Source organism: Mesorhizobium abyssinicae, assembly GCF_049887195.1.
Classification (GTDB): domain Bacteria; phylum Pseudomonadota; class Alphaproteobacteria; order Rhizobiales; family Rhizobiaceae; genus Mesorhizobium; species Mesorhizobium abyssinicae.
This window is the reverse complement of record NZ_JARAKC010000004.1, coordinates 21943-47297: the sequence shown is the minus strand read 5'-3', so window position 1 is coordinate 47297 and position 25355 is coordinate 21943. Positions and strand designations below refer to the sequence as shown.

Annotated in this window: 26 protein-coding genes and 1 riboswitch; of the genes, 9 read left to right on the top strand and 17 right to left on the bottom strand. The window is 64.6% G+C overall.

Going from position 1 to position 25355, the window contains the following annotated elements; genetic code table 11:
- The first annotated feature begins 38 nt into the window (after window positions 1-38).
- Window positions 39-1010, top strand: coding sequence for a methyltetrahydrofolate cobalamin methyltransferase (locus PU724_RS10620; protein ID WP_127285130.1), 972 nt, complete (start codon window positions 39-41; stop codon window positions 1008-1010).
- Window positions 1011-1089: 79 nt separating this feature from the next.
- Here PU724_RS10620 and PU724_RS10615 read toward each other — a convergent pair whose 3' ends face one another.
- Complete coding sequence (locus PU724_RS10615; protein ID WP_354422417.1) at window positions 1090-1350, bottom strand: hypothetical protein; 261 nt, start codon at window positions 1348-1350, stop codon at window positions 1090-1092.
- Between the two features lie 71 nt (window positions 1351-1421).
- Here PU724_RS10615 and PU724_RS10610 point away from each other — a divergent pair, with 71 nt between their 5' ends.
- The 3 genes from PU724_RS10610 (at window position 1422) to PU724_RS10600 (ending at window position 5051) form a co-directional block, all read left to right on the top strand.
- On the top strand, window positions 1422-3491 hold the full coding sequence (locus PU724_RS10610) for an ASKHA domain-containing protein (RefSeq protein ID WP_292172507.1): 2070 nt from the start codon (window positions 1422-1424) through the stop codon (window positions 3489-3491).
- Between the two features lie 184 nt (window positions 3492-3675).
- Complete coding sequence (locus tag PU724_RS10605) at window positions 3676-3861, top strand: hypothetical protein (RefSeq protein WP_354422419.1); 186 nt, start codon at window positions 3676-3678, stop codon at window positions 3859-3861.
- A gap of 242 nt (window positions 3862-4103) precedes the next feature.
- A complete protein-coding gene (locus tag PU724_RS10600) occupies window positions 4104-5051 on the top strand; it encodes an alpha/beta hydrolase fold domain-containing protein (RefSeq protein ID WP_354422421.1) in 948 nt (315 codons plus the stop codon).
- Between the two features lie 26 nt (window positions 5052-5077).
- On the opposite strand, the gene PU724_RS10595 is transcribed toward PU724_RS10600, so the two are convergent.
- Entirely contained in the window at window positions 5078-5977 is a 900-nt protein-coding gene (locus PU724_RS10595; RefSeq protein ID WP_127284690.1) for a LysR substrate-binding domain-containing protein, read from the bottom strand.
- A gap of 208 nt (window positions 5978-6185) precedes the next feature.
- On the opposite strand from PU724_RS10595, the gene PU724_RS10590 reads away from it, so the two are divergent.
- The 3 genes from PU724_RS10590 to PU724_RS10580 all read left to right on the top strand — a co-directional run bounded on the left by PU724_RS10590 (window position 6186) and on the right by PU724_RS10580 (window position 8143).
- Window positions 6186-6371 (top strand): hypothetical protein, encoded by a 186-nt coding sequence (locus PU724_RS10590; RefSeq protein ID WP_292347869.1) that lies wholly within the window; start codon window positions 6186-6188, stop codon window positions 6369-6371.
- Window positions 6372-6569: 198 nt separating this feature from the next.
- A complete protein-coding gene (locus PU724_RS10585) occupies window positions 6570-6863 on the top strand; it encodes a hypothetical protein (protein ID WP_187331318.1) in 294 nt (97 codons plus the stop codon).
- Between the two features lie 341 nt (window positions 6864-7204).
- Complete coding sequence (locus PU724_RS10580) at window positions 7205-8143, top strand: GlxA family transcriptional regulator (RefSeq protein WP_348627112.1); 939 nt, start codon at window positions 7205-7207, stop codon at window positions 8141-8143.
- Window positions 8144-8153: 10 nt separating this feature from the next.
- Here the strand turns inward: PU724_RS10580 and PU724_RS10575 are convergent, their stop codons facing one another.
- Window positions 8154-9497, bottom strand: coding sequence for an aminotransferase-like domain-containing protein (locus PU724_RS10575; protein ID WP_354422424.1), 1344 nt, complete (start codon window positions 9495-9497; stop codon window positions 8154-8156).
- Window positions 9498-9717: 220 nt separating this feature from the next.
- Here PU724_RS10575 and PU724_RS10570 point away from each other — a divergent pair, with 220 nt between their 5' ends.
- Complete coding sequence (locus PU724_RS10570) at window positions 9718-9921, top strand: DUF1127 domain-containing protein (protein WP_245493428.1); 204 nt, start codon at window positions 9718-9720, stop codon at window positions 9919-9921.
- Window positions 9922-9966: 45 nt separating this feature from the next.
- Complete coding sequence (locus tag PU724_RS10565) at window positions 9967-10818, top strand: TSUP family transporter (RefSeq protein WP_354422426.1); 852 nt, start codon at window positions 9967-9969, stop codon at window positions 10816-10818.
- A 45-nt stretch (window positions 10819-10863) separates the two neighbouring features.
- On the opposite strand, the gene PU724_RS10560 is transcribed toward PU724_RS10565, so the two are convergent.
- The 14 genes from PU724_RS10560 to PU724_RS10495 all read right to left on the bottom strand — a co-directional run bounded on the left by PU724_RS10560 (window position 10864) and on the right by PU724_RS10495 (window position 25342).
- Entirely contained in the window at window positions 10864-11211 is a 348-nt protein-coding gene (locus tag PU724_RS10560; protein ID WP_127284694.1) for a peptidase inhibitor family I36 protein, read from the bottom strand.
- Between the two features lie 96 nt (window positions 11212-11307).
- Complete coding sequence (locus tag PU724_RS10555; RefSeq protein WP_292104634.1) at window positions 11308-12153, bottom strand: DUF1194 domain-containing protein; 846 nt, start codon at window positions 12151-12153, stop codon at window positions 11308-11310.
- A gap of 79 nt (window positions 12154-12232) precedes the next feature.
- Window positions 12233-14794 carry a GcvT family protein gene (locus PU724_RS10550; RefSeq protein WP_354422428.1) on the bottom strand — a complete coding sequence of 854 codons (2562 nt, stop codon included), beginning with the start codon at window positions 14792-14794 and terminating at the stop codon, window positions 12233-12235.
- Between the two features lie 158 nt (window positions 14795-14952).
- On the bottom strand, window positions 14953-15711 hold the full coding sequence (locus PU724_RS10545; RefSeq protein ID WP_354422474.1) for a hydroxymethylpyrimidine/phosphomethylpyrimidine kinase: 759 nt from the start codon (window positions 15709-15711) through the stop codon (window positions 14953-14955).
- On the bottom strand, window positions 15702-16307 hold the full coding sequence (locus tag PU724_RS10540; RefSeq protein WP_320320269.1) for a thiamine phosphate synthase: 606 nt from the start codon (window positions 16305-16307) through the stop codon (window positions 15702-15704). The genes PU724_RS10545 and PU724_RS10540 overlap by 10 nt, the downstream gene beginning before the upstream one ends.
- On the bottom strand, window positions 16304-17077 hold the full coding sequence (locus tag PU724_RS10535) for a thiazole synthase (protein ID WP_354422431.1): 774 nt from the start codon (window positions 17075-17077) through the stop codon (window positions 16304-16306). The genes PU724_RS10540 and PU724_RS10535 overlap by 4 nt, the downstream gene beginning before the upstream one ends.
- 2 nt (window positions 17078-17079) lie before the next feature.
- Window positions 17080-17277: a sulfur carrier protein ThiS gene (thiS, locus tag PU724_RS10530; protein WP_095783628.1), complete on the bottom strand. Its 198-nt coding sequence runs from the start codon at window positions 17275-17277 to the stop codon at window positions 17080-17082.
- Entirely contained in the window at window positions 17246-18247 is a 1002-nt protein-coding gene (thiO, locus tag PU724_RS10525) for a glycine oxidase ThiO (RefSeq protein ID WP_354422432.1), read from the bottom strand. The genes thiS and thiO overlap by 32 nt, the downstream gene beginning before the upstream one ends.
- Entirely contained in the window at window positions 18244-20079 is a 1836-nt protein-coding gene (thiC, locus tag PU724_RS10520) for a phosphomethylpyrimidine synthase ThiC (RefSeq protein WP_354422434.1), read from the bottom strand. Before thiC ends, thiO begins: the two co-directional genes overlap by 4 nt.
- Window positions 20080-20182: 103 nt before the next feature.
- Window positions 20183-20299: riboswitch (TPP riboswitch) on the bottom strand.
- A 95-nt stretch (window positions 20300-20394) separates the two neighbouring features.
- Window positions 20395-21147, bottom strand: a complete 753-nt coding sequence (locus tag PU724_RS10515) for an FkbM family methyltransferase (RefSeq protein ID WP_354422436.1) — start codon at window positions 21145-21147, stop codon at window positions 20395-20397.
- Window positions 21144-22385 carry a hypothetical protein gene (locus tag PU724_RS10510; protein ID WP_354422438.1) on the bottom strand — a complete coding sequence of 414 codons (1242 nt, stop codon included), beginning with the start codon at window positions 22383-22385 and terminating at the stop codon, window positions 21144-21146. Before PU724_RS10510 ends, PU724_RS10515 begins: the two co-directional genes overlap by 4 nt.
- A gap of 17 nt (window positions 22386-22402) precedes the next feature.
- A complete protein-coding gene (locus PU724_RS10505; protein WP_426213172.1) occupies window positions 22403-23878 on the bottom strand; it encodes an aspartate aminotransferase family protein in 1476 nt (491 codons plus the stop codon).
- A gap of 25 nt (window positions 23879-23903) precedes the next feature.
- A complete protein-coding gene (locus PU724_RS10500) occupies window positions 23904-24911 on the bottom strand; it encodes an NAD-dependent epimerase/dehydratase family protein (RefSeq protein WP_354422440.1) in 1008 nt (335 codons plus the stop codon).
- Complete coding sequence (locus tag PU724_RS10495; RefSeq protein WP_127311339.1) at window positions 24908-25342, bottom strand: EamA family transporter; 435 nt, start codon at window positions 25340-25342, stop codon at window positions 24908-24910. Before PU724_RS10495 ends, PU724_RS10500 begins: the two co-directional genes overlap by 4 nt.
- Window positions 25343-25355 lie beyond the last annotated feature (13 nt).

Genomic DNA, 25355 nt, shown 5'->3' with positions numbered 1-25355 from the left:
GATATAAAGAACTCTTTATATCACGACGGAGAGATTGCATGACCCGCACCATCGTCGCGTCCGCGACCAAAGAAATCATCATCGGCTTCGACCAGCCCTTCTGCGTGATCGGCGAGCGCATCAACCCGACGGGCCGCAAGAAGCTCGCCGCCGAAATGGTGGCCGGCAACTTCGAGACCGTCATCAAGGATGCGCTGGAGCAGGCCGCGTGCGGCGCCACCATGCTCGACGTCAATGCCGGCGTCACCGCCGTCGACCCCAACGCCACCGAGCCGGCGCTGCTGGTGCAGACGCTGGAGATCGTGCAGGGCCTGGTCGACCTGCCGCTGTCGATCGACAGTTCGGTCACCGCCGCCATCGAGGCGGCGCTGAAGGTCGCCAAGGGCCGGCCGCTGGTCAATTCCGTCACCGGCGAGGAAGAGAAGCTTGAAGCCATCCTGCCGCTGGTCAAGAAGTACAATGTCCCGGTGGTCGCCATCTCCAACGACGAGACCGGCATCTCGATGGACCCGGATGTCCGCTTCGCCGTCGCCAAGAAGATCGTCGAGCGCTGCGCCGATTTCGGCATTCCCGCCCATGACGTCGTCGTCGACCCGCTGGTGATGCCTATCGGCGCGCTGGGCGATGCCGGCCGCCAGGTGTTCGCGCTGCTGCGCCGTCTTCGCGAGGAGCTCAAGGTCAACACCACCTGCGGCCTTTCCAACATTTCGTTCGGCCTGCCGCACCGCCACGGCATCAACGCCGCCTTCATCCCGATGGTGATCGGCGCCGGCATGACCTCGGCGATCATGAACCCGGTGCGTCCGCAGGAAATGGAAGCGGTGCGCGGCGCCAATGTGCTCAACGGCACCGACGAGAACTGCACCAACTGGATCCGCACCTACAAGGACTACAAGCCGGCCGAGGGCGGCCACGCCGTCGCCGCCCCCGTGGCGGTTACCGCTCCTGGCGAAGGCGCCGCTGGCGGCCGCCGCCGCGGTGGCCGTGAAGCCCGGATGGCCAGGGGATAAGCGCGCAATCGTGAGCCTTTCCGCAAACCTCGCTGAACCGATCGCACCTTTGGTGTGGTCGGTTCAGTCTGCTTTGCGCTCAGGCCAGGCCCAGGATCGCGTCGAACACGGCCATCCCCGCCCACGATCCGAAAATGCCGGTCGCGCCGCCAACGATGAGATCATCGTCGGCGGCAGGCCAGAAGGCGTGCAGCAGCAATGCCGCAACGATCGCGCCGACAATGCCGGACGCCAGATATTGCGGATTGTGCAGCCAGCGGCCCTTCAGCACCCGCACCATCGTGAAAGCGGTGAATATGGCGGACAGCAGGAGATCGGAGATGGTTGGCCTCTGGACCATCAAACACTCCACCCAACAGTGAAACGATCCGTTAAACGGCATCGACAATCATCACCGAGACCCATGCAGGCATGAACTCGCACACCAACATCACCGACCCGCTCGTGCTGTTCATGCCGTCCGGCAAGCGCGGCCGGTTCCCGGTCGGCACGCCGGTGCTCGATGCCGCGCGCCAGCTCGGTGTCTATGTCGAGAGCGTGTGCGGCGGGCGCGCCACCTGCGGACGCTGCCAGATCGAGGTGCAGGAAGGCAATTTCGCCAAGCACAAGATCACCTCCTCCAATGACCACATCTCGGCCAAGGGCGCCAAGGAGGAGCGCTACGAACGCGTGCGCGGTCTGCCCGAGCGGCGGCGCCTGTCCTGCTCGGCGCAGATCCTCGGCGACCTCGTCATCGACGTGCCGCAGGATACGGTCATCAACGCCCAGACCATCCGCAAGGACGCCGACACCAGGGTCATCGCCCGCGATACCGCGATCCGCATGTGCTATGTCGAGATCGAAGAGCCCGACATGCACAAGCCGCTCGGCGATCTCGACCGGCTGAAGATCGCGCTGATGAAGGACTGGGGCTTCAAGAGCCTCGAGTTCGACTTCTATCTGCTGCCGCAGGTGCAGGGCATCCTGCGCAAGGGCAACTGGACGGCCACCGCCGCCATCCACAAGGATGCCGACAGCGACATCGCGCGCGTCATAGCGCTTTGGCCGGGCCTCAAGAACGAGGCCTACGGGCTGGCCTGCGACATCGGTTCGACCACCATCGCCATGCATCTGGTGTCGCTGCTGTCGGGCCGCGTCGCCGCCTCGTCGGGCACGTCCAATCCGCAGATCCGCTTCGGCGAGGATCTGATGAGCCGCGTCTCCTATGTGATGATGAACCCGGACGGCCGCGAGGGCATGACGGTCGCCGTGCGCGAGGCGGTCTCCGGTCTGGTCGACAAGGTCTGCGCCGAAGGCAATGTCCATCGCAGCGACATCCTGGATTCCGTCTTCGTCGGCAATCCGATCATGCACCATCTCTTCCTTGGCATCGATCCGACGGAGCTTGGCGGCGCTCCCTTCGCGCTCGCCGTATCGGGCGCCGTGCGCATCAAGGCCTCCGACATCGGCCTGAAGCTGAACCAGGGCGCGCGCCTTTACATGCTGCCCTGCATTGCCGGCCATGTCGGCGCCGACGCGGCGGCCGTCACACTGTCGGAAGGCCCGCACCGCCAGGACGAGATGATGCTGATCGTCGACGTCGGCACCAATGCCGAGATCGTGCTCGGCAATTCGACGCGGGTGGTGGCGGCCTCCTCGCCGACCGGCCCCGCTTTCGAAGGCGCGGAAATTTCCGGAGGCCAGCGCGCCGCACCCGGCGCGATCGAGCGCGTGCGCATCGATCCCGAGACGCTGGAGCCGAAATACCGCGTCATCGGCTCGGAGCTTTGGTCGGACGAGCCGGGCTTCCTCGAAAGCGTGCAGGCGACCGGCGTCACCGGCATCTGCGGCTCCGGCATCATCGAGATAGTGGCGGAGATGTACCTTGCCGGCATCATCTCCGAGGACGGCGTGGTCGACGGCTCGCTCGCCGCGCGTTCGCCGCGCGTCGTCGCCAATGGCCGCACTTTCTCCTATGTGCTGAAGGACGGCGAACCCAGGATCACCATCACCCAGAACGACGTGCGCGCCATTCAGCTCGCCAAGGCAGCCCTTTACGCCGGCACCAAGCTGCTGATGGAAAAGCAGAACACCGAGCATGTCGACCGCATCCATTTCGCCGGCGCCTTCGGCTCCTTCATCGATCCGAAATACGCCATGGTGCTGGGCCTGATCCCGGACTGCGATCTCGACAAGGTCTCGGCAGTCGGCAACGCCGCCGGCGCCGGTGCGCGCATGGCGCTGCTCAATCGCGGCTACCGCCGCGAGATCGAGGAGACGGTAAGCCGCATCGAGAAGATCGAGACCGCGCTTGAGCCGAAATTCCAGGAGCACTTCGTTTACGCCATGGCGCTGCCGAACAAGGTCGATCCGTTCCCCAAGCTTTCGGCTGCGGTGAAATTGCCGCCGCGCAAGACGGTGAGCGAGGACGGTGTTGCCGGCGACGCCACGCCGCGCCGGCGCTCGCGCGAGGGCCATGCGGCAAGGCGCGGCCGGGAATAGCAGCCTCTCACCGCCTCCCAAAGTCTCCCATTTTCATTTGCATGCAAATGTTTCCGGATCGCCCGATCCGGAAACCGAAACGCTGTTTTCGTGAAATCGGCTGGAAACACGCCGGGCGCATTTAGGCACCCGTCGAACGGCAGGCCGGAAATGTCTTCCCGCCGCCGCTTCCGGAGGAAACACCATGTCGATGTTCGAAAGCCTCGGCCGCTATGGGGTGGCCATCAAGCATGCGCACAGCAGGAACAAGTCGATCCGGGCCGTGAACAGTCTGCCCGTCGACATCCAGAAGGACATTGGCTGGCCGGCGTCGCCGCCGAATGATCCGCAGGCCGTGCTTTCCCAGTTGCTCCTGGGCTCGGCGCGCTGATGACCTTCGCCGACAAATGCAAGCTGCTGGCCAACCGCCGGGGCCGTGATGCGGCTCCGGCTGCCGGCGACAACAAACTGCGCGTCGCCTTGCTGCCGCGCCGCTAGACTGGACGCAGCGGCACGGCAGGATCACACAAGCGTGTTGCACCCGGCGCAAATCTTGACATTTCCGCCCAAGACACGATCTTCGGATTAGAGGGGAATTCTCTTAGTCGGCTCCGCCGAAGTTCGTGTATCCGCATGCCCAGCTTCAAAAGCCACGTCGTTTCTTTTGTCCTCAGGCATAGCCGCAAGCAGGCCTTTTCCAGTCCGGAAAACCTGCAGCGCTGGATCGCCTATGCGCGCAAGACCGAGGATCACCATCCGCCGGCCTCGCTGCGTTCCCGCTTCGACATCGCCGAGCGCATGGTGAACGGCTTTCCCGTTTATGAGATCGCGCCAAGGACCGGCGAGCGCAAGCGCATGCTCTATCTGCATGGCGGCGCCTTTGTCTTCCAGATCACCTCCTACCATTGGGGCCTGATCGCCGAGATGGCCGAGCGGCTGGGCTTCGGCATCACCGTGCCGATCTACCCGATCGCGCCCGAGCACGACTTCCACGCCATGTTCGGCATGGTCGGCAAGGTCTACCGGCAGATGCTCGAGGAGACGGAAGCCGCGGACATCGTCTTCATGGGCGATTCCGCCGGCGGCAACATGGCCGTGGTGCTGACCATGATGGCGGCCGAGGATGCCTTGCCGCTCCCCTCGCACCACGTCCTGATTTCGCCCGGGCTCGACATGTCGCTCTCCAACCCCGAAGTGTTCGAGGCCGAGCGCAACGATCCGTGGCTTGGCATCGCCGGCGGGCTGGAGGCGATCCGGCTCTACAGCGCCGGCATCGATCGCGCGGACTGGCACATCAGCCCGCTCTACGGCGACCTTTCTGTATTGCCGAAGACGCTGCTCTTGACCGGCTCGCACGACCTGCTCACCCCCGACAACCTGATCTTCGCCGAGAAGGCGCGGGCCGCCGGCGTCGAGGTGGAGGTCGTCTACGAGGAAGGCATGTTCCACGTCTGGCCGCTGATCGAGATGCCGGAGACGCGGCGCGCGCGCAACAGCATCGTTGCCTTCCTGACTGGGGAAACCAGAACGCGGCCGGTCAAGGCTCGTGGCTGGTCGCTTGAGGGTCAGGCCGCGACCTGACCCTTAGCCGGACTTGCCAGCCAAGCTCAGAACTTGCCGGTTTCCTTGAACACTTCGAAAGTAGCGCGGATATGGTCCGCGACCGCCTTCACCGGCGCACTGGCGTCCGGCGTCACCACCATGGCCAGGTTGTAGGTGCCGATATCGGGCATGCCGTCCTTCGGGCTAAGCGCGACCATCTCGTCGCCGAGGAACGATCGCGGCAGCGGCGCGACTGCGAGGTCGGCCATGATGGCGGCACGCTGGCCGGCCGTGTGCGCGCTCATATAGGCGACGCGGTAATTGCGGCCCTCGCGGCCGAGCGCCTCGAGGGCGCCGGCCCGCCACACGCAGCCCTCCTCCCACAGCGATACCGGCAGCGGCTCGCGCAGATGCGCGCAGCCGCCCTTGGCGCCGGCCCAGACGATCGGTTCGGTCAACAGCACCTCGGCGCCGAGCGCGCTGGTCTTGTAGGAGTTGGTGAGCAGAGTGATGTCGAGCGCCCGGTCGTCCATGCGCCGGCGCAGATTGATGCTCTGGTCGATGGTGACGTCGACGGCGATCGAGGGATGCGACTGTGCAAAGCGCTTCAGGACATGCGGCAGCACGCGTTCGCCGTAGTCGTCCGGAGAGCCCAGCCGCACCACGCCGACAATGTCGGGGATGATGAACTTTGACACCACCTCGCGGTTGATCGACAACAGCCGGCGGGCATAGCCGAGCAGCATCTCGCCGTCCGTCGTCAGTGTCACCGAGCGCGCGTCGCGCGCGAAGACGGAGCGGCCGAGGATGTCCTCCAGCTTCTTGATCTGCATGGAGACGGCCGACGGCGTACGGAAGACGGCGGTGGCGGCCGTGGTGAAGCTGCCGGTTTCGGCAATCGCCACGAAGGTGCGCAGGACATCGAGATCGAGCAGCGGCAGCGGATGATTGAGTGGGGCGTTCATCGGGATCGGCCTTCAATTTTTCTGATGCGAACGATCATTCCATTTCGTTTGATTGAACATCAGTTTGGGAGGATAGTCAACTCCATCGAAGCAGGCTGTTGCCACAAGCAGCCATCAAACGACCCCGGCACGGACCTGCATTCGACAGAAATGAAGCTGAAACAGACTGCCGCCGGGCAACTCCCGGCCCAACGCAAAGGAGAATGAAATGTCCATCCTTTCCTCCATCGGCCGGCTTGCGACCGAATTCACCGCGGCCCGCACCCGCTATCAGACCGAACGCGCCATCCATGCGCTGCCGATCGAACTGCAGAAGGATATCGGCTGGCCGGAAGCAGCCGATGCCAGGACCGGTGCTCGCCACGGTGTCGGATCCTGGGCCGGAGCGAAGTAAATCGTGTGTATCAAAACCTGAAGGCCTGCCCGGCGGACCCAGCCCGGCAGGCCTCTCTAATTTAAACGACCGCCTGTTTGTTTGCATTCAAATGATTTTTCCGAGCCATGCTACGGCTGCATGACGCATATGAGCCAATCGCATAACGCTGCATTTTTCGATTTAACGCGTTGTAAACAATCGTAAATCCTGGGCACATTGCCCAAAAATGTCGCAATCGGTGTCGCTTTTCATAACAAGCGCTTCGCTTTTGCGATTTCGTTTTCGTTCGCACAAGCCTATATCAACGCCAGCAAACGAGCTGCCCCACTCCATCACGCGAAGGCGACCCGTCTGAGCAACCGAATGGAGATGATTATGAAGCTTCTTGCCCGCCTGTTCCACCGCCGCGAAATGAACCTGACGACCGCGCTCGAGCGCCAGCGCCTTTCGAAGACCATGCCCGGCCAGACCGGCGCCCTGGCCGCCGCGCGCCTCGGTTTCGTCGCTTGATATTGAGACTTTAGGCGCGGCGCCTCCCAGCCGACGCTGTGAAGTTGACCTCCCCGCCGCTTCGGCAAGACCGAAGCGGCGCTTCTTTTGCCCAGGGGCCGTTCTGCCCGCTCCGGTAGCACATCGGGGCCCATTCCCCAGGCGATTGCCCATTTGCGACCCATGTCGCAAATTTAATTGTCCCAAACCTCTCTAGGCGATTGACAGGAATGGTTTTTCCTGATGTCGCTATGCTATTCGCGACATCCTGTTCGCGTCATGGCCGCGTGAGGTTTCCCGTGAATGCCGTAAAGTACCCGATCAAGAGATCGTTTGTATTTTTCCTCGTCCCCGACTTCACCATGATCGCCTTCGCGACGGCGCTCGATCCGTTGCGCTCGGCCAACCGCATGCTTGGCTACGAGGCCTATAGCTGGCGCCTGGCGAGTATCGACGGCAAGCCGGTGCGCGCCTCGAACGGCGTCGAATGCGCCGTCAACACCTCGCTTGAGGAGGAGCGCAGGAAGATGGCCGGACCGGACCGGCCGAACATGGCCATCGTCTGCAGCGGCGTCAATGTCGAGCGCTACCAGAACAAGTCGGCCTTCGCCTGGCTGCGCGAGGAATACAATCGCGGCGTCGCCGTCGGCGGGCTGTGCACGGGCGCGCATATCCTTGCCGCCGCCGGCCTGTTGTCCAACAAGCGCTGCGCCATCCATTGGGAGAATCTGCCCGGCTTTTCCGAGGCCTTCCCCAAGGCCAACGTCTTTGCCGACCTGTTCGAGATCGACCAGAACATCTACACCTGCGCCGGCGGCACCGCCGCGCTCGACATGATGCTGAAGCTGATCGGCGACGATTTCGACGAGAGCCTCGTCAACCGCGTCTGCGAGCAGGTGCTGACCGACCGCGTGCGCAGCCCGACCGACCGCCAGCGCCTGCCGCTGCGCGCCCGCCTCGGCGTGCAGAATTCCAAGGTTCTGACCATCATCGAACTGATGGAAGCGAACCTCTCCGAGCCGCTGTCGCTGATCGAGATCGCCGACCATGTCGATCTCTCGCGCCGACAGATCGAGCGCCTGTTCCGCACCGAGATGGGCCGTTCGCCCGCCCGCTACTACCTGGAGATCCGGCTCGACCGCGCCCGCCATCTCTTGATCCAGTCGTCGATGCCGGTGGTCGAGGTGGCGGTGGCCTGCGGCTTCGTCTCCGCCTCGCATTTCTCCAAATGCTACCGCGAGCTCTATGCCCGCTCGCCGCAGCAGGAACGCGTCGACCGCAAGCAGCTGCTGGCGGCCTGAGGCGGAGCGGTCATTCCACGAAGGCGAAGTCCTGCTCGCTCGCGTGCAGCATGCCTGCCAAGGTGCGCAACGCCTCCTCGAGCCGCTCGATCGGCGGGGCCGCAAGCGCCAGCCGAACCGCATTCGGCGCGTGTCCGGGGCTGACGGCGAAGGCGCTCGACGGCGTGATCGCGATGCCGCGCCGCGCGGCGACGGCGACGAAAGCCTGCGAACGCCAGTGTTCCGGCAAAGTGAGCCACAAATGGTAGGAACGCGGGTCAGCCTGCACCTCGAACCCTGAAAGGCAGTCGGCGGCGAGACGCTGGCGACGGCTGGCATCCTCGCGCTTGGCTGCGACGAGTTCGCCGACAACGCCATCGGCGATCAGCCGCTGCGCGGCGTTGAAGGCGAAGCCCCCTGCCCCCCAGCCGCCGGAGCGGATGCAAGCCATGACGCTTTCCCTGAGCCGCGGCGGCGCACTGACGAAGCCCAGCGTCAGCCCCGGCGCGACGCGCTTCGACAGGCTGTCCAGCACCACGCAATGGTCAGGCGCCAGCGCCGCCAGCGGCGCCTCGTCGGCGAGGAAGCCGTAGACCGCGTCCTCGATCATCACCAGGTCGAGGCTTTCCGCGAGCCGGGCCAGGTCTACGCGGCGAGCGGCGGGCATGGTGATGCCGAGCGGGTTGTGCAGCACGGGCTGCACGTACAGCGCGGACAGCCGCGCCTCGCGATGCGCCTTCTCGACGGCGTCCGGGCGCACCCCGTTCTCATCCATGGCGAGCGGCACCAGGTTGACGCCGAGCCGCGCCGCGATGCCCTTGACCAGCGGATAGGTCACCGCCTCGACGCCGCAGCGCGCACCGGTCGGAACCAGGGTGGCGATCGCGGTGGCGATCGCTTGACGGCCGCCGCCAGTGAAGGCGAGCCCATCGGGCCGGGGCGACCAGCCGCCGCGGGCGAGGAAACGGGCGCCAAGCTCTCGCGCCGCCGGCGTGCCGCCGCTGGTCGCCGGCCTCAGTGCAATCTGCATTGCGTCCGTATCGCCAAGTCCGGCAAGGCTCTGCGACATCAGTTGCGCCTGCCCCGATAGAATTGGGAAATTGAACTCCAGGTCGATGCGCGGATCGCCGGGATCCGTGGTCGCCGCGGCACCCCGGCGCGATTGCCCCGACACATAGGTGCCGCGACCGACCTCACCGACGACCAGGCCGCGCCTCAATAGCTCGGCATAGACGCGGGTCGCGGTCGATGCCGCGATGCCGCGCTGGTAGGCGAAGCTGCGCTGCGGCGGCAGCCGCTCGCCGGGCCTCAGGCGGCCCTCTGCGATCTCCAGGGCGACCTCATCCGCGAGCTTCAGGTATTCGTTTGCCGACATAATTGCACCGAGAGCAATGTTTCGATTGCACCGAGGCAATTAGCATGCGATTTCCTAGGTCGCAAGGCAAACATTGCACCGAGGTCGAGCCAGCTCGAGGACAGGTGCAGCCGAAAAACCCGGATGAACCGGCCGGACAGCGGTCAATCAGCGTCGTGCTAGCGCACGCGCAACCCCCGCGCTCGCCCGAACGGCGGCGCCGACAGCAAAGGAGACAGAGATGACCTCGATCGTTCAGGCCACCACCAATCACCATCCGCAGCACCGGCTCGCGCACTCGATGCGGCATGGCTTCGGTGCAATCCGTAAGGAGATGCGAGCGCGCAAGGCAATGCGCGCGCTGCGGCAACTCGACGATCACCTGCTGACCGATATCGGTCTGGCGCGCGGCGAGATCGCGTTCGCCGTGCGCGAGGGCCGCTAGGAGGCGCGACGTTCGACCAACCGTTCGAGAACCCGCGAGGTCGCCATGATCACCTTGCTTTTTGCCGCCGAGCTTGCCGCCGCCGTGCTCGCCACGTCGTTTATTTCCGGCATCTTCGGCATGGCCGGCGGCATGATCCTGATCGTGGTGCTGATGGCGATCATGCCGTTGACGGTGGCGATGGTGCTGCACGGCCTCACCCAGCTCACCGCCAACAGCTGGCGGGCCTGGCTGTGGTGGAGCGCGATCCGGTGGCGCATCGCTGCCTTCTATGCCGTAGGCGCACTCGCCGCCGCCCTGTTGCTGGCGGCGATCGAGCTGGTGCCGAGCAAGCCGGTCGCGCTGATCACGCTGGCGCTGCTCTCCTTTGCCGGGCTGTCCGTGCCGCGCGCCATCGCGCCCGACATCCGCCGCGGCGGCCACGGCGTCTGCTGCGGCTTCCTCTGCACGACGCTGCAGCTCACCGCCGGGGTCTCGGGGCCGATCCTCGATGTCTTCTTCATACGCACCGGACTAGACCGCCGGCAGACCGTGGCGACCAAGGCCGCCATCCAGGCGCTTGGGCACTTCCTCAAGGTCGTCTATTTCGGACAGTTGCTGGTCACCGGCACCGACGTCCTGGCGCCGACGGCGGTGGCGCTGGCTATCGCGCTGGCGGCAATCGGGACGCAGCTTTCGCGGCGCGCCCTCGATGCCATCAGCGACGCGCATTTCACGCGCTGGAGCCGGTGGCTGATCGTCGCCACCGCCGCCACCTGCCTGGTCCAGGGCATTGCCCAGCTCGGCGGACCGCGAGCGCTTGCGGCAGCGACGCCCGCGGAACCGCAGACCGACCAGAACGAGCGCATGCAGGCGGCAGTCCCAGCGCCGGGTGCAAAGGCCCGGTCGGAGTCTTGAATCTCCGCTTGACGTCGGGCAGTCTTGGCTCAGATCACGGCCGGCTCAATACCGCTCGCCGCAATAGCATTCGGCTGATGAGATGCGATCGTTCCAGCCGGTATTGCTGAAATCGCGGACCCTGCGATTGAGCTCGATCGACCGGCCTCGCATCCTCGTATCCGAATAGGCGACGAGGGTACAGCCGCGGCTCACGATCACCGAGGAGACGCGATCGTTCCAGAACTGGCCGCCACGAAAGCTCACCGAATCGTCCGCTCCCAATTCCAGCGCGCGGCCGCGAAAATTCGAGTGCTCGAACATGATGCAGCCCGCATCGCCGTAATACTGAGCACTGGCGCTGCCGGCGCAAAACACCGATGCGGCCGCCATCAGGATTGCGACAGATTTCATGGGACGTCTCCTCGTTTGCGCATGGAAGCCGTATGATCGGCACGGCGCGACGACTTTGCATGGCCGACACCGGACAGGCAAGCCGGGGCATGACAACTAGCGGCTGTCGAACATCCAGCTGCGGTCGCGCCACATTTTCTCGCCGACCTGACAATCCACGATCGGCTTGTCCTGGGCGAGCACCATCGGCGGATCAGCTGCCTCATCGGCCGCCCATTGCGGCGAACCTGGACCGGCAAGCTCCAGCACAAGCTTGCGGCGGATCGCTTCCGGAAACTGCGTCCAGTCGTTGACCGGGATCATGAAGGCGCCGGGACCACCGATGACGCAGTCGCTGTAGTAGCGGTCGAGATCATTGACGTCGTAGGCGCCGGTGAAGCCGCCGCGCGTCATCAACGGCAGCCCGTTGATGGTGATGCCCTGGCTCACCACGATATCGCGCGCGAGGTTGACGGGCGCCCCCTGGTTGTTAGGCCCGTCGCCGGAAATGTCGATGACGCGCTTGACGCCCTGAAAGCCACTTTCGGCGAAAAGATCGCTGCCGAATTCCAGCGCGCCGGAAATCGAGGTGCGCCTAGCGCTGTCCGGCGGGTGGGCGTTGAGCTGCTCGACCACGCGCTCGGCATCGGCCCGGTTGGCGATCGCCGTCCACGGCACGATGACCCGCTGCCAGTTGCTGCCCGCCCATTCGACATAGGTGACGGCGATCTTGCCATAGGCGCCGTCGGCAATCGCCTTGAGCACCAGATCGTGCGTCAGGGCCGCCGCGTAGCCATGGCGCTGGATCTCGAGCTCTTCAGGCGACATCGACAGCGAGACGTCGACGGCAAGCACCAGCTCGATGTCGACGGGTTCCGCGGAGGATGCGGGCGTCGCGCAAAGCGCCGACGCCAGCGCGGCGCAGAACGGAAGGAGATGTCTTGCACTGGCAAAAGCAGACATGCCGCGACGGTAAGCGAGAATCGCGGCCGGACAAAGCGAAAAGCCCGGCGGGGCCGGGCTTCTCGTGCGCTTGAAAAACTCAGCTGCGCGGCTTCAGACTCTCCGGATCGTAGAGCGGCTTGTAGCCGACACCGGCAACCTCGACCGGATAGGTCTCGCCGAAATACTCGACCTGCAGCTTGCGCCCTTCCTGGGCGTAGGCCCAGGGCAGATAGGCAAGCGCGATGTTCGTGCCGATGGTCGGGCCGTAGGCGACCGAGGTGGTGAAGGAGCGGCGGCCGAGTTCGTCGACCAGCGTCTCGCCGGTCGCGGGGTCCAGCACTGGCATGGTGCCGACCGGATAGCGCGCGACGCCGTTCGCATCGATGTTGTCGGTCATCACCAGCGTGCACAGCATCGCCGGCTGATGCTCGCGGGCACGATACTCCACATGCTTGGCCTTGCCGCAGAAATCGTTCTCCTTGACCTTCGGACGTGCAAGGTCGGCCTCGAGCAGATTGTACTCGGTCAACAGGTCGGCGTTCTGCAGCCGCAGGCTCTTTTCCATGCGGCGCGTGTTGGCATAGGTCTCGACGCCGAACGGCATGACGCCGGTCGAGCGCAGCGCGTCCCAGACGGCCAGGCCATCCTCGTAGCGCATGTGCAATTCCCAGCCCTGCTCGCCGACATAGGAGATGCGGAACGCCGTCACATCCTTGCCGCCGATCCGGATCGGCTTGATCGCGGCGAAGGGGAAATTCTCCGGCGTCAGCCCGTTCGGATCCTCGACCACCTTCTGCAGAGTGGTGCGCGCGTTCGGCCCCCAGATGCCGATGGTGACGTATTTTTCGGTCACGTCGGTGACGGTGACGTCGAAGCCTTTGTCCTGCGCGGTGCGCTGCATGTAGCGGAAGTCGCGCGGACCGGCGTCGGCACCGTCGATCACACGGCAGCGGTCGGCCATGCGGATGACGGTGAAGTCGGCGCGCACCATGCCTTCCTCGTCGAGGAAGTGGGTGTAGATGCCCTTGCCGATGTTGTTGTCGCCGCCGATCTTGGCCGCGCACAGCCATTCGAGCAGCGCGACATGGTCGGGCCCTTCGACGTCATACATCGAGAAATGCGAAAGGTTGACGATACCGCAATCCTCGCTCATCGCCAGATGCTCGGCATTGGAGACGCGCCAGAAATGGCGGTTGTCCCATTCGTCCTGGCGCACCGGCACGCGGTTGCCGTATTTCTCCAGCAGATGCTCGTTGGCGGCATAACCGTGGGCGCGCTCCCAGCCGCCGAGTTCCATGAAATAGCCGCCGAGTTCCTTCTCGCGCTCCCAGAACGGCGAGCGGCGTATGTTGCGGCCCTTCGAGAACGGCTCGCGCGGATGCACAGCCGGATTGTAGACCTTCATCGCCGTCTCGGTGCAGCGCTCCCAGATGAACTCTTCCTTCGTCTGGTGCGGGTAGAAGCGCGCATAGTCGATGGCGTGATGGTCGATCGAGGTGCGGCCGTCGGTCATCCAGTCGGCGATCAGCTTGCCCATGCCGGGGCCGTCCTTGACCCAGATGGCGACGGCGTACCACAGGCCCCTCACCTTCTGGCTCTCGCCCATCGATGGGCCGCCGTCGGTGGTCACCTGCAGCAGGCCGTTGAAGGAATGGCTCTGATTGTAGCCGAGCTCGCCCAAGATCGGCGTCAGCTCCATGGCGCGTTCCAGCGGCGCCAGGATCTGCTCCATGTCGAGATCGCGCTGCGACGGCGACAGCCGCGCCTGGTCCTTTTCGAGCAGGTCGCGCGGGTGGCAGAGACGCGGATTGTTCTCTTCGTAATAGCCCCACTCGATCTGCCCGCCCTCGGCGGTCTTGGGATCGCCGGTGTCACGCATATAGGCCGAATTGCCCTGGTCGCGCAGCAGTGGCCAGCCGATCTCCTTGCCGGTGCCGGCGAACTCGTTGTAGGGGCCGAAGAAGGTCAGCGGATGGTCGATCGGCATCACCGGCAGGTCCTCGCCGACCAGCGCCGCGGTCAAACGGCCCCAGATGCCGGTGCAGACGACCACATAGTCGGCCATGATCGTTCCGCGCTCGGTCACCACGCCCTTGATGCGCCCGTTCTCGACGATCAGCGACTTGGCCGAGGTGTTGGCGAAAGACTGGAGCTTGCCGGAGGCCACACCCTGGTCGACGAGCTTGCCGGCGACCGTCTGCGAGCGCGGAATGACCAGGCCGGCATCCGGATCCCACAAGCCGCCCTGCACCATGCTCTCTTCGATCAGCGGAAACTTTTCCTTGATCTCGGCCGGCTCGATCAGCCGCGCCCGGGTGCCGAAGGATTTGGCCGAAGCGATCTTGCGCTTGATCTCCGCCATGCGGCTGTCGTCGCCGACGCGCGCGACTTCGAGGCCGCCAATCCGCGCGTAATGGCCCATCTTCTCGTAAAAATCGATCGAATAGAGCGTTGTCCAGCAGGACAGGAAGTCATGGCTGGTCGTGTAGCAGAAGTCGGACGCGTGCGCCGTCGAGCCGATATCGGTCGGGATGCCGGACTTGTCGATGCCGACAATGTCGTCCCATCCGCGCTCGATCAGGTGATGGGCGATGGAAGCGCCCACGATCCCGCCCAGCCCGACGATGACGACCTTCGCCTTTTCCGGAAACCCTGCCATTGCCCGTGACTCCAAAGTGGTAAAGCGGGCGGACTATAGGGCGGAGCGGTGTCGCGATTGAAGCCTGTTTGCGACATTACGAAAAGACCGAGCGACCCTGAAGACCGAACATGCTTCCTTCGGACGCCACAGGCGAGGATTTTTGCCATGCGCCGGAGTCAGTCGGACCGCTCCATGAACTTCTGGAAGACAAGCTGCTTACCTTCGCGCACGCTGTCTTCAAGCGGCTTCGCCTTCGCCAGATGCGCGGCGATCGCGCTGGCCAGCATGCATCCCGTCCCACGCATCGATGCTGCAAGGCGTGGTGTGTCGAAGCGGAGTGGTTCTTGGTTCGAGCGCAACAGAATGTCGGTCGATCGCGGTCCCGATGCATGACCGCCCTTGATCAGCAGGGCCTGCGCACCTGCGCCGAGCAATTCCTGACCCTGCCTGATCGCGCCATCCTCGTCGGTTGCGCGTTCCGCCGGGACAAGAAGCGCCAGCTCGATGAGATTGGGCGTGACCAAGCGGCAAAGCGGCATCAGGTCATGCTTCATCGCCGCGACCGCGTCAGCTTCCAGCAGCGCCCGGCCTGACGTCGAGGCCAACACCGGATCGAGTATTGCCGGCACCCGAGGATTTTCGCGCAGCACGGCCGCAACGGCCACGACGGTCTCGGCAGTCGCCAGCATGCCGATCTTGATGGCGACCACCTCGTTGGCCTGCAGCGCGGCGCGCATCTGGTCGGCCACCAGGCGTGGCGATGAGCGGTGTATTTGCGCCACGCTTTCGTGCGTCTGTACTGTCAGCGCGGTGACTGCCAGGCAGGTGCGCACGCCAAGAGAAGAGATCGTCTCGATATCGCGTGCAAGTCCGGCACCCCCGCTGGAGTCGGATCCGGCAATGACAAGGACGTGCGGTTCTTGCCTCAGCGCCATCGCTCCGTCCTTGCGATCCATTCCCGGGTGCGCGCCTCGGGATCGGCATTCAACGTGATATCGGTCACAACCGCGGCGCTGTCGGCGCCCGCGTCGAAAACGCCGTCGAGCCGGTCAGGGTTGAGGCCGCCGATGGCGACCAAGGGGATTGGCGCGATCCGGCGCTTCCACTCGCCGATCCGCTCCAGCCCTTGCGGCGCCCATTTCATCTTCTTCAGGATGGTGGGATAGACGGGACCGAGCGCGATGCAGTCGGGCTTGGCGGCGATGGCCGTTTCCAGTTCGGCATGATCGTGCGTGCTGAGCCCGAGCCTCATACCGGCTGCGCGTATCGCCGAGAGGTCTGCGGTCTGCAGATCCTCCTGGCCGAGATGGATGAAGTCGCAACCTTCCTCGATTGCCAGTTGCCAGTGGTCGTTGACGATGAGCTGGCATTGGTGCTCGGCGCACAAGGCTTTCGCCTTGCGGATTTCGGCGCGCAGTCCGGCCTCGTCCATAGCCTTGATGCGCAACTGAACCAGCCTGACGCCGAGTGGCGCCAACCGTTCGATCCAGGCGGCGCTATCGACGATCAGGTAGAAGGGATCGAGCTTCATACGAAAACCGCCCTGCCGAATGTCGGCGTCGACGGCATCGCGACCTCGCGCGGTTCGAGCATTCCCGAGCGGAACGCCTCATGGCCGGCTTCCACCGCCTTGCCGAATGCGCGCGCCATGCCGACCGGGTCGGCAGCCTTGGCGACCGCCGTATTCAGGAGCACCGCATCGAAGCCGAGTTCCATCACGGTCGCGGCATGTGATGGCCGGCCCAATCCCGCATCGACGATCAGCGGAACGCCAGGAAAATGTGCGCGCATCGAGCGCAGCGCCGAGATGTTGACCGGCCCCAGCGCCGAACCGATGGGCGCGCACCACGGCATCAGGACCTTGCAGCCCGCCTCAAGCAGCCGTTCGGCGACGACGAGGTCGTCGGTGGTGTAGGGGAATACCGAAAAGCCGTCCTCGCTGAGGATGCGCGCCGCCTCGACCAGGCCGAACACATCCGGCTGCAGCGTGTCGTGGTTGCCGATCACTTCCAGCTTGATCCAGTTCGTGCCGAACACTTCGCGTGCCATCTTCGCGGTCGTGACCGCTTCCTTGACGGAATGGCAGCCGGCGGTGTTGGGCAGGATTTTCGTGCCAAGCGTGCTGATCAGCGCCCAGAATTTCTCGCCGGCCTTGCCGCCGGCCATCTCCCGCCGCAAGGAGACGGTCAGCACCGATGTGCCCGACGCCTTAACGGCATCGGCAAGGATGGCTGGCGACGGATATTGCGCCGTTCCGAGAAGCAGACGAGAGGGAAGCGTCGTCCCGAAAAGCTCCAGCATCGCTAGCCTCCCTGCATGGGCGAGAGGATTTCGATCCGGTCGCCGTCGCTCAAATGGAATTCCGCCCGATGGGCTTTGTGCACGAGGTCGCTGTTGACGGCCGTTGCCAGCCAATCGCCCTCATAGTCGAGCGCCGCAAGCAGCGCCGCCAGGGTTGTCGCCGTGATCTCAAGCGCCTCGCCGTTGACGATCAGTTTCATGTGTAGACTCCACAGGTTCGTGCTGCCTGAAGACAATTTCGGTTGCTTGCCGTGCCATGGCGGGCGCCAGAAGAAAGCCATGACGATAGAGGCCGTTGATCCTGACGGTGTCGCCGCTCGTTTCGACGCGCGGCAGGTTGTCTGGAAAGGCCGGGCGAACGCCGACGCCGGTCTCAAGGACCTCAGCCTCGCCAAAGGCCGGTTGGAGCGCGCAAGCAGCGCTGAGCAACTCGATCATCGAACGGGCGGTGATCGATCCCCCGGACTGGCTTTCGATCATCGTCGCACCGATCATGAAGCGGTGGTCGGCGCGCGGCACGATGTAGAGCGGAAAGCGCGGATGAAGCAGCCGGACCGGCCGCGACAGCGAGACGTCGGGCGCACGCAGGATCAGCATCTCGCCGCGCACGCCGCGCAGCCTGTCGTCGACAGCGGCCATTCCCGTGCAGTCGATCCGGCGATCGAAACCGGACACCTGCCTGATATCGGCGCCGAAGCGGAATGCGACGCCCATGGCCGCTAGCCGGTCATGAAGTCTCGCCATCGCCTGGCGCGGGTCGAGATGGGCCTCGCCTGGGAAGAACAGTCCGCGGCGGAAGCGGCCGGCGAGGTCGGGCTCGAGGCGCGCGACTTGGTCTTCATCGATACGCCGGTGACCCGTAGTGCAGTTGGCGAAGCGGTCGAGCTCGCCCGCATCGCGCGGCGCGGCCACGACCAGCGTTCCGCCCCGCGTCACCTGGCCGGGCGTCGCCGCATCCCACCAGTCGGCGGCGTAGCGTCCGAGATCCAGCACCGGCTGCTCGGCGCTTTCACGCTCGCACCAGGGCGCCAGCATGCCGCCGGCGAACCACGACGCATTGCCGCCAAGGCCGTGCCTTGTCTCCGCAACCGTCACCGTCGCGCCGCGCGTGGCGAGCTCGAAGGCGGCAGTGAGGCCGGCGACGCCGGCCCCATTGACCAGCACCTTCATGACGGCTGGGCCGCCTTTGACATCAGCGGCGCGCCGATCTCGTCCGCCGGCACGTAGAGATCGCCGCCCTCACGGTATTTCGCCGCCATCGCCGCCATGCCTTCTTTCTGTGCCTCGGCCCGGATGTCGTGGGAAATGCGCATGGAGCAGAATTTCGGCCCGCACATCGAGCAGAAATGCGCCAGCTTGTGCGCCTCCTTGGGCAAGGTCTCGTCGTGGAAGGAGCGCGCCGTTTCGGGGTCGAGCGACAGGTTGAACTGGTCTTCCCAGCGGAACTCGAACCGCGCGCGGGAAAGCGCATCGTCCCTGACCTTCGCCGCAGGGTGGCCCTTGGCGAGATCCGCGGCATGGGCGGCGATCTTATAGGTGATCACGCCGGTCTTGACGTCATTGCGGTCGGGCAGGCCGAGATGTTCCTTCGGCGTGACGTAGCAGAGCATTGCCGTGCCGAACCAGCCGATCATGGCAGCACCTATGCCGGAGGTGATGTGATCGTAGCCCGGCGCGATGTCCGTGGTGAGCGGCCCCAGCGTATAGAACGGCGCCTCGCCGCAGACGGCGAGCTGCTTGTCCATGTTCTGCTTGATCTTGTGCATCGGCACATGACCGGGCCCCTCGATCATCACCTGGCAGTCCTTGGCCCAGGCGATCTGAGTCAGCTCGCCTAGCGTTTCCAGCTCGGCGAACTGCGCGGCGTCGTTGGCGTCGGCGATCGAGCCCGGACGAAGCCCGTCGCCGAGCGAGAAGGACACGTCGTAGGCACGGCAGATGTCGCAGATCTCGGCGAAGTGTTCGTAGAGGAAGCTCTCGCGGTGGTGGTGCAGGCACCATTTGGCCATGATCGAGCCGCCGCGCGAGACGATCCCGGTCACCCGGTCGACGGTCAGCGGGATATAGTGCAGCCGCACGCCGGCGTGGATGGTGAAATAGTCTACGCCCTGCTCGGCCTGCTCGATCAGCGTGTCGCGATAGACCTCCCAGGTCAGGTCCTCGGCGATGCCGCCGACCTTTTCCAGCGCCTGGTAAAGCGGCACCGTGCCGATCGGCACCGGCGCATTGCGCACGATCCATTCGCGGATGTTGTGGATGTTGCGGCCCGTCGACAGGTCCATCACCGTGTCGGCGCCCCAGCGGATCGCCCACACCATCTTCTCGACCTCTTCGGCCATCGACGAGGTGACGGCGGAGTTGCCGATATTGGCGTTAATCTTGACCAGGAAATTGCGGCCGATGATCATCGGCTCGCTCTCGGGATGATTGATGTTGGCGGGAATGATCGCCCGTCCGCGCGCCACTTCGTCGCGCACGAATTCCGGCGTCACGAAGTCGGGGATTGCCGCGCCGAAGGCTTCTCCGTCGCGCTCGAGATTGCCGCGCAGGGCCTCGCGGCCCAGATTCTCGCGGATCGCGACGAACTCCATTTCGGGCGTGATGATGCCGGCGCGCGCATAGGCAAGCTGGGTCACCGCCTTGCCGGCTTTCGCCCGCAGCGGACGATTGCGGATCGGAAATTCCGGCGTCAGGCGCTCGCCTGTCGCGAACCCGTTGTCTTCCGGACGCACATGGCGGCCGTCATAGGCTTCGACATCGCCGCGTGCTGTAACCCATTCCTGGCGAAGCCGGGCAAGGCCCTTTTCGATGTTGGTTTCGACAGCCGGGTCGGTATAGGCGCCGGATGGATCGTAAACGGTAACGGGCGGCTCGCCGGCCGTCGGATGGACGGAGATCTCGCGCATCGGCACTTTGATCTGGGGGTGGAGGCTGCCTTGCTTGTGGATCTTGCGCGAGGCGGGCAACGGCCCCGTCGACACGGTGGGGGTAAGGGCATTCATCTTGAGGCTCCTTTGCTCATGCATTGGAGACCCAGTTCTGTGCCGGAAGGATGAAAAGACGCTTTGGTCGCCCTGCCGAAACAGGACCTCGGGCATAGACTCCCGCAAAGCGCTTGCACCGTCCCTACGCCAGTATGAACTGGATCAGGTTCAACGGGTCACTGCGCCGCGAAAGCCAGCAGTATCTCAGCCCCTTGCCGGGACTCCCCTGGTGAATGCCTCAGGTTGGACGGGCCGGCGCCGCTTTGTCAAGCCGTGTTCGGCCGGCGCGGCGGCGGGAGAGACTTGCCCTTGTGGACGGGAGGTCGGCGAAACTCAGGCGAAAGCCCAGACGTCCTCGGCCTGGAAGCCGACCTGGTAGCCAGCGGTCTTCAGTTTGACCACCACCTGGCCGATCTCGGCCGCCGGCAGCGCGCCGACTTCGATCTTGATCATGCCGGGACGGTAGCGCTTGAGGTCGAGCTGCTCGAACACCATCCAGTCGGCGCCCTCGCAATCGACGAGGAAGGCGTCGATATAGGCAATGCCGTTGCGGTCGAGCAGCGTCTGCAGTGTCTCCGACGGCACCTCGATGTCCTTGAGGTGCGGCGCGAACTTGTTGAAGTTGGCGTCCGCCTCGCCCCAGGCGTTCTTGCCCGACATCAGATTGGTGTCGGTTACCGACGAGCAGCCGATGAACTCGATCGGCAGCGTGCCGTCTTCGAGCGCGGCGGCGTCAAATGTATGAACGGTGATCGTCCCCCTGGTCCGCGTCACCGCCACAGGCTCGATGATGAAGCGCCCGGTATCGGGATAGTTGGCGCGCAGGCGCTTCTGATTGTAGGGGATCGGTTCGACCAGCATCGCCCGCGCCCTTGGAATGCGGTGCAGCCAGGGCGTGACGTCGTCGAATAGGGCGCCGTCGCAGGCGCCGACATTGACCATCTGGAACGGCCTGCCGCCGAAGCGTGCCATCAGCGCCGCCCGGGCGAGGAACTTCGTGCCGCGCAGCGCCGGCCCGCGATCGAGCAGCCCGGCCGGAAGGCCGAACGAGAGCGCGATGCGCGCCAGGTTGGAAACGGAACTCATTGCGTGTCTCCGGGCTTGTCTCCGCCAACGACGTGCGGCGCGACGCGACGCTGGCCGGCCGAGGCCCATAGCGCCATCAGCGGGCCAGCAAGCAGCAGGAAGGGCGGCAGCAGGTTGGGGAAATAGATGCGTGTGTCGTGGATCGGGAACACCGTGAACTTGGCCAGAACGCCGAGCACCAGCGCCGCAAGCAGGATACCGGCGCGACGGTGGAGGCGGAAACCGGCGCGGCCAAGCGCGTACCATCCGGCCAGCGCCAGCACCGAGACGCCCACCCAACTGTTGGCGTTGATCGCACGCAGCAGCGAGGCGGCGAAGGCCTTGAGGTAGGCCGCGAGCGAGAATGGCGGCTCGAAGCCGTCCATGTTGTAGTGCTGCTCGATCGTGGAGAACCACAGATGCGGCCACCAGCCGGGGTGCTGGGCCCAGTGCGAAATGGCGAAATAGGCAATGAAGGAGGCGGCAAAGCCCGCCAGCGCGCCCCAGGCCCTTTGCCGGAAGATGATGAGCAGCACGGCGAAGATCGCTAGGAAGACGATGTTGTCCGGCCGCGCCATGAAGGCGAGGAACAGCAGGATCGCGGTCGCCGCCTCGCGTTTGCGCACATAGGCGAACAGGCCGCCGAGGAACAGTGCGGAGCACATCAGGTCCGGCGTCGACGCGCGCGCCGCGTCGCCGAAATCGGCCATGATCAGCACCGCGCCGACTATCGGAGCCAGGGCCAGCGCGCCTTCCGAACGCAGCCAGATGAGCGTGATGCCGCCAAACAGCAGCACCGAGACCACGGAGACCAGCCGCATAGCCTCGACCGGCGACACGACATGGCTGAGGCCGGACAGGATCTCGGCATAGAGGAACTTGATCCGGTACATGCCGAGCAGCGAATGGAAGTCGGCGGCATTTTCCGCCATATGGCTGCGGTAGCCGCCGCCATCGTCGGTCAGCGTCTTGTAGTCGGCGGCCGAGACGCCCGCCTTAACCGCGCTGTAGGCATAGTCGTGCAGGGCCTGCGGATCGGGATAGGTGCCTTCCTCGGCGACCGCCAGATAAGGCAGCATATCCCAATTGGCGTCGGGCATGATCCAGGCCGTTGCCGCCGTCAAAAGGATGTAGAGCGAGAAAGCCGCCGCGCCGATAGGTGCCGCCAGCCGCGCATAGGTCCCCTCGCCCCAAGCGAGACCAGCCCCGGCGAGCCGGTCGAGCGGATTGGTCGGGACGTTAGGCGGCCTGGTCAGCATGTTCTGCTCAGCCGCCTCTACTTGCCGACCTGGCTTTTGACGAAATCCTTGACGATCGCCACGATGCCGCGCGACAGAAGGCTGTCGAAGGCATCGACGAAGCGGTCGACATGTTCGCGCTGGCAGATCAGCGGCGGCTCAAGCCGGATGACGTTGCGATTGTATTCGGTGAAGGCGACGAGCACGTCATAGTCGCCCAACAACAGCGAGCCGACGAAGCCTGAGAGCGAGCCCTTCAGCTTGTCGTCGAGCACGCTGACGATCGGCCGCAGCACCATCGGCAGGGTCTGCGAGAAATCGTGGAATTCGAGCCCGATCATAAAACCCTTGCCGCGCACGTCCTTGATGATCTTCGGATACTTCTCCTTGAGCGCCTGCAGCCGCTGCAGAAGGTAGTCGCCCGTCGCGGCCGCATTGTCGATCAGGCCTTCGTCGTAGAGCACGTTGAGCCCCTCGATCGCGGTGACGCAGGCTTCGCCCATGCCGCCGAAAGTCGCCATGGCATGGATCATCGCCGTCTTCGGCGTGCCATAGGCCTTCATGTATACGTCGCGCCTGGCGATCATGGCGCCGACCGCCGCCTTGCCGGCGCCGAGCGATTTCGCCAGCGCCGTCACATCCGGCACGACACCGTAGTGCTCGAAAGCGTAGAAGCGGCCGGAACGGCCATAGCCGCACTGCACCTCGTCGGCGACCCACAGCACGCCGTACTGGTCGCAAAGCGCGCGCAGCTTCTGCCAGTATTCGCCAGGCGCCTGGATGATGCCGCCGCCGCCCTGGATGGTTTCGAGCACGATGACGCCGATCTCGGGATCGCTCCTGAACAGGCGCTCGACCGCATCGATGTCGGCGAAGGGAACCCGCACCACATTGTCCGCCACCCTGAAGTCGGCGCGGTAGAGCGAACCGTCGGTGATCGCCAGCACGCCCTTGGTCTTGCCGTGGAAAGAATTCTCCGCATAGACGACCTTCGGCCGCTTCGGGCCGGCGGCGCGCTCGGCAAGCTTCACCGCCGCTTCCATGGCTTCCGAACCGGACGAGCCGAGGAACACCATGTCGAGGTCGCCGGGCGAGCACTTGGCGATGTTGTGCGCAAGGGCCGCTGCATATTGCGACATGAAAGCGATGGCGATTTCCTGCCGCTTCTCCTCCTGGAATTTCTTGCGTGCTTCGAGGATGCGCGGATGGTTGTGGCCGAAGGCCAGCGAGCCGAAGCCGCCGAAGAAGTCGAGGATCTTGCGGCCGTTCTGGTCGATGTAGAACATGCCCTCGGCGCGCTCGATCTTGACCTTGTGGAAGCCGAGCAGCTTCATGAAATGCAGCTGGCCCGGATTGAGATGCGCCTTGAACAGGTCGGTGATGCGGGCGACGTCCATCGCCTTGGCCTGCTCGACGCTGATCAGCTCGGGCTTGGCGATGGTGGCGGGCGACAGCGCAGGCGCCTCGACCAGCGTGCGCGTGCCCGTGTGTTCCGGCTTGGCCATGACGGTCATCTGAAAAATCTCCCCTTCGTCGCCTTTATTCGGCAGGAACGTGTTTGGTGGCGACGGCGTGGCCGTCCTTCTTGGCGCGGTACTCGCTGTAGGCGGCGATCAGCATGTCCTCGTCGCGATATTGCGGCACCCAGCCGAGCTGGCGCCCGGCCTTGGACACGTCGAGCACGCACTCCTCGTCGGCGATCAGATACTGCTCCGGATCCATGATGGGCATGTTCATGAGGTCGAGCAGGTCGAGCGTGCGCTTGACCGCCCAGCCCGGTGTCGGGATCAGGACCGATTTCGAACCGGCATGCCGGATCAGGTCGCCAAGCAGCTTCTTCACCGGCGGCGGCTTGAGGGAGCCGAGATTATAGGCCTCGTTCGGCACGCCGGCCTTCCAGGCCGCGCGGGCAGCTTCCGCGCAGTCGAAAACAGAGATGAACTGGTAGGGATTCTTGCCCGAGCCGATCATCGGCACGGGCAAATTCCAGTCGATCAGCTTGAACAGTTTTTCCAAAATGCCGAGGCGGCCGGGGCCGATGATCAGGCGCGGCCTGAACAGCGAGATCGACATGCCGCGCTTGCGCCATTCGGCAGCCAGCTCCTCGGTCCTCAACTTCGACAGGCCGTACTCGCCGAGCGGCGCGACCGGATGCTCCTCGGTCATCGGCAGCGTCACCGTGTGCCCGTAGATCATGTCGGTCGTGTAGTGGACGAGCTTCGAGGCGCCGGCCTTGTCCATCGCCTTCATGATGTTCTCGGTGCCGTGGAAATTCACCGGGAAGAAGAAGTCGTGCCGCTTGGCGCGCACCTGGATCGGCGACAGCATCTTCGCCGACAGGTTGTAGACCATGTCGTCGCCCCTGAGCCCGACGGTCGCGACCGAGGCCGGATCGGTGACGTCACAGGTGACGAAACGAGCCGAGCGATAATGCGGCAGATCGCTCTTGACGATGTCGGCGACAACGACCTCTTCGCCGTCGGCAACAAGCTTGGGGGCAAGGTGGCGGCCGACGAAACCGTCGCCGCCGAAAATCACATGTCTCATCGAACGATCTCGCTTGTGCCGATCTTGTCTTGGGTGATGGAAGCGGTCTGGTCCTCGTGCCCTCGCCCACTTTGGGCGATCAGCACCGTGCCGACGCAGATGCACGCGATGCCAGCGACGCGCCAGCCATTGAGGTCCTCGCGGAAAACGAAATAGGCGAAGACGGCGACCGCGACATAGGCGAGGCTAAGAAATGGATAGGCGAAGCTGAGCTCGACCTTGGACAGCACATAGAGATGCGAAGCCATCGAGATGACGAAGGTGCAGAGCCCGAGGAACACCCACGGGCTGAAGACGATCTGCAGCAGCTTCAGCAGCGGATTGGTGCCCTCGAACGAAATTGGCCCGAGCGACATCATGCCTTGCTTCAGCATCAGCTGGGCCGCCGCATTGGTCATGACCGTGAAGAGAATGAAGACGATGTATTTCATTGTTGCCACCCCG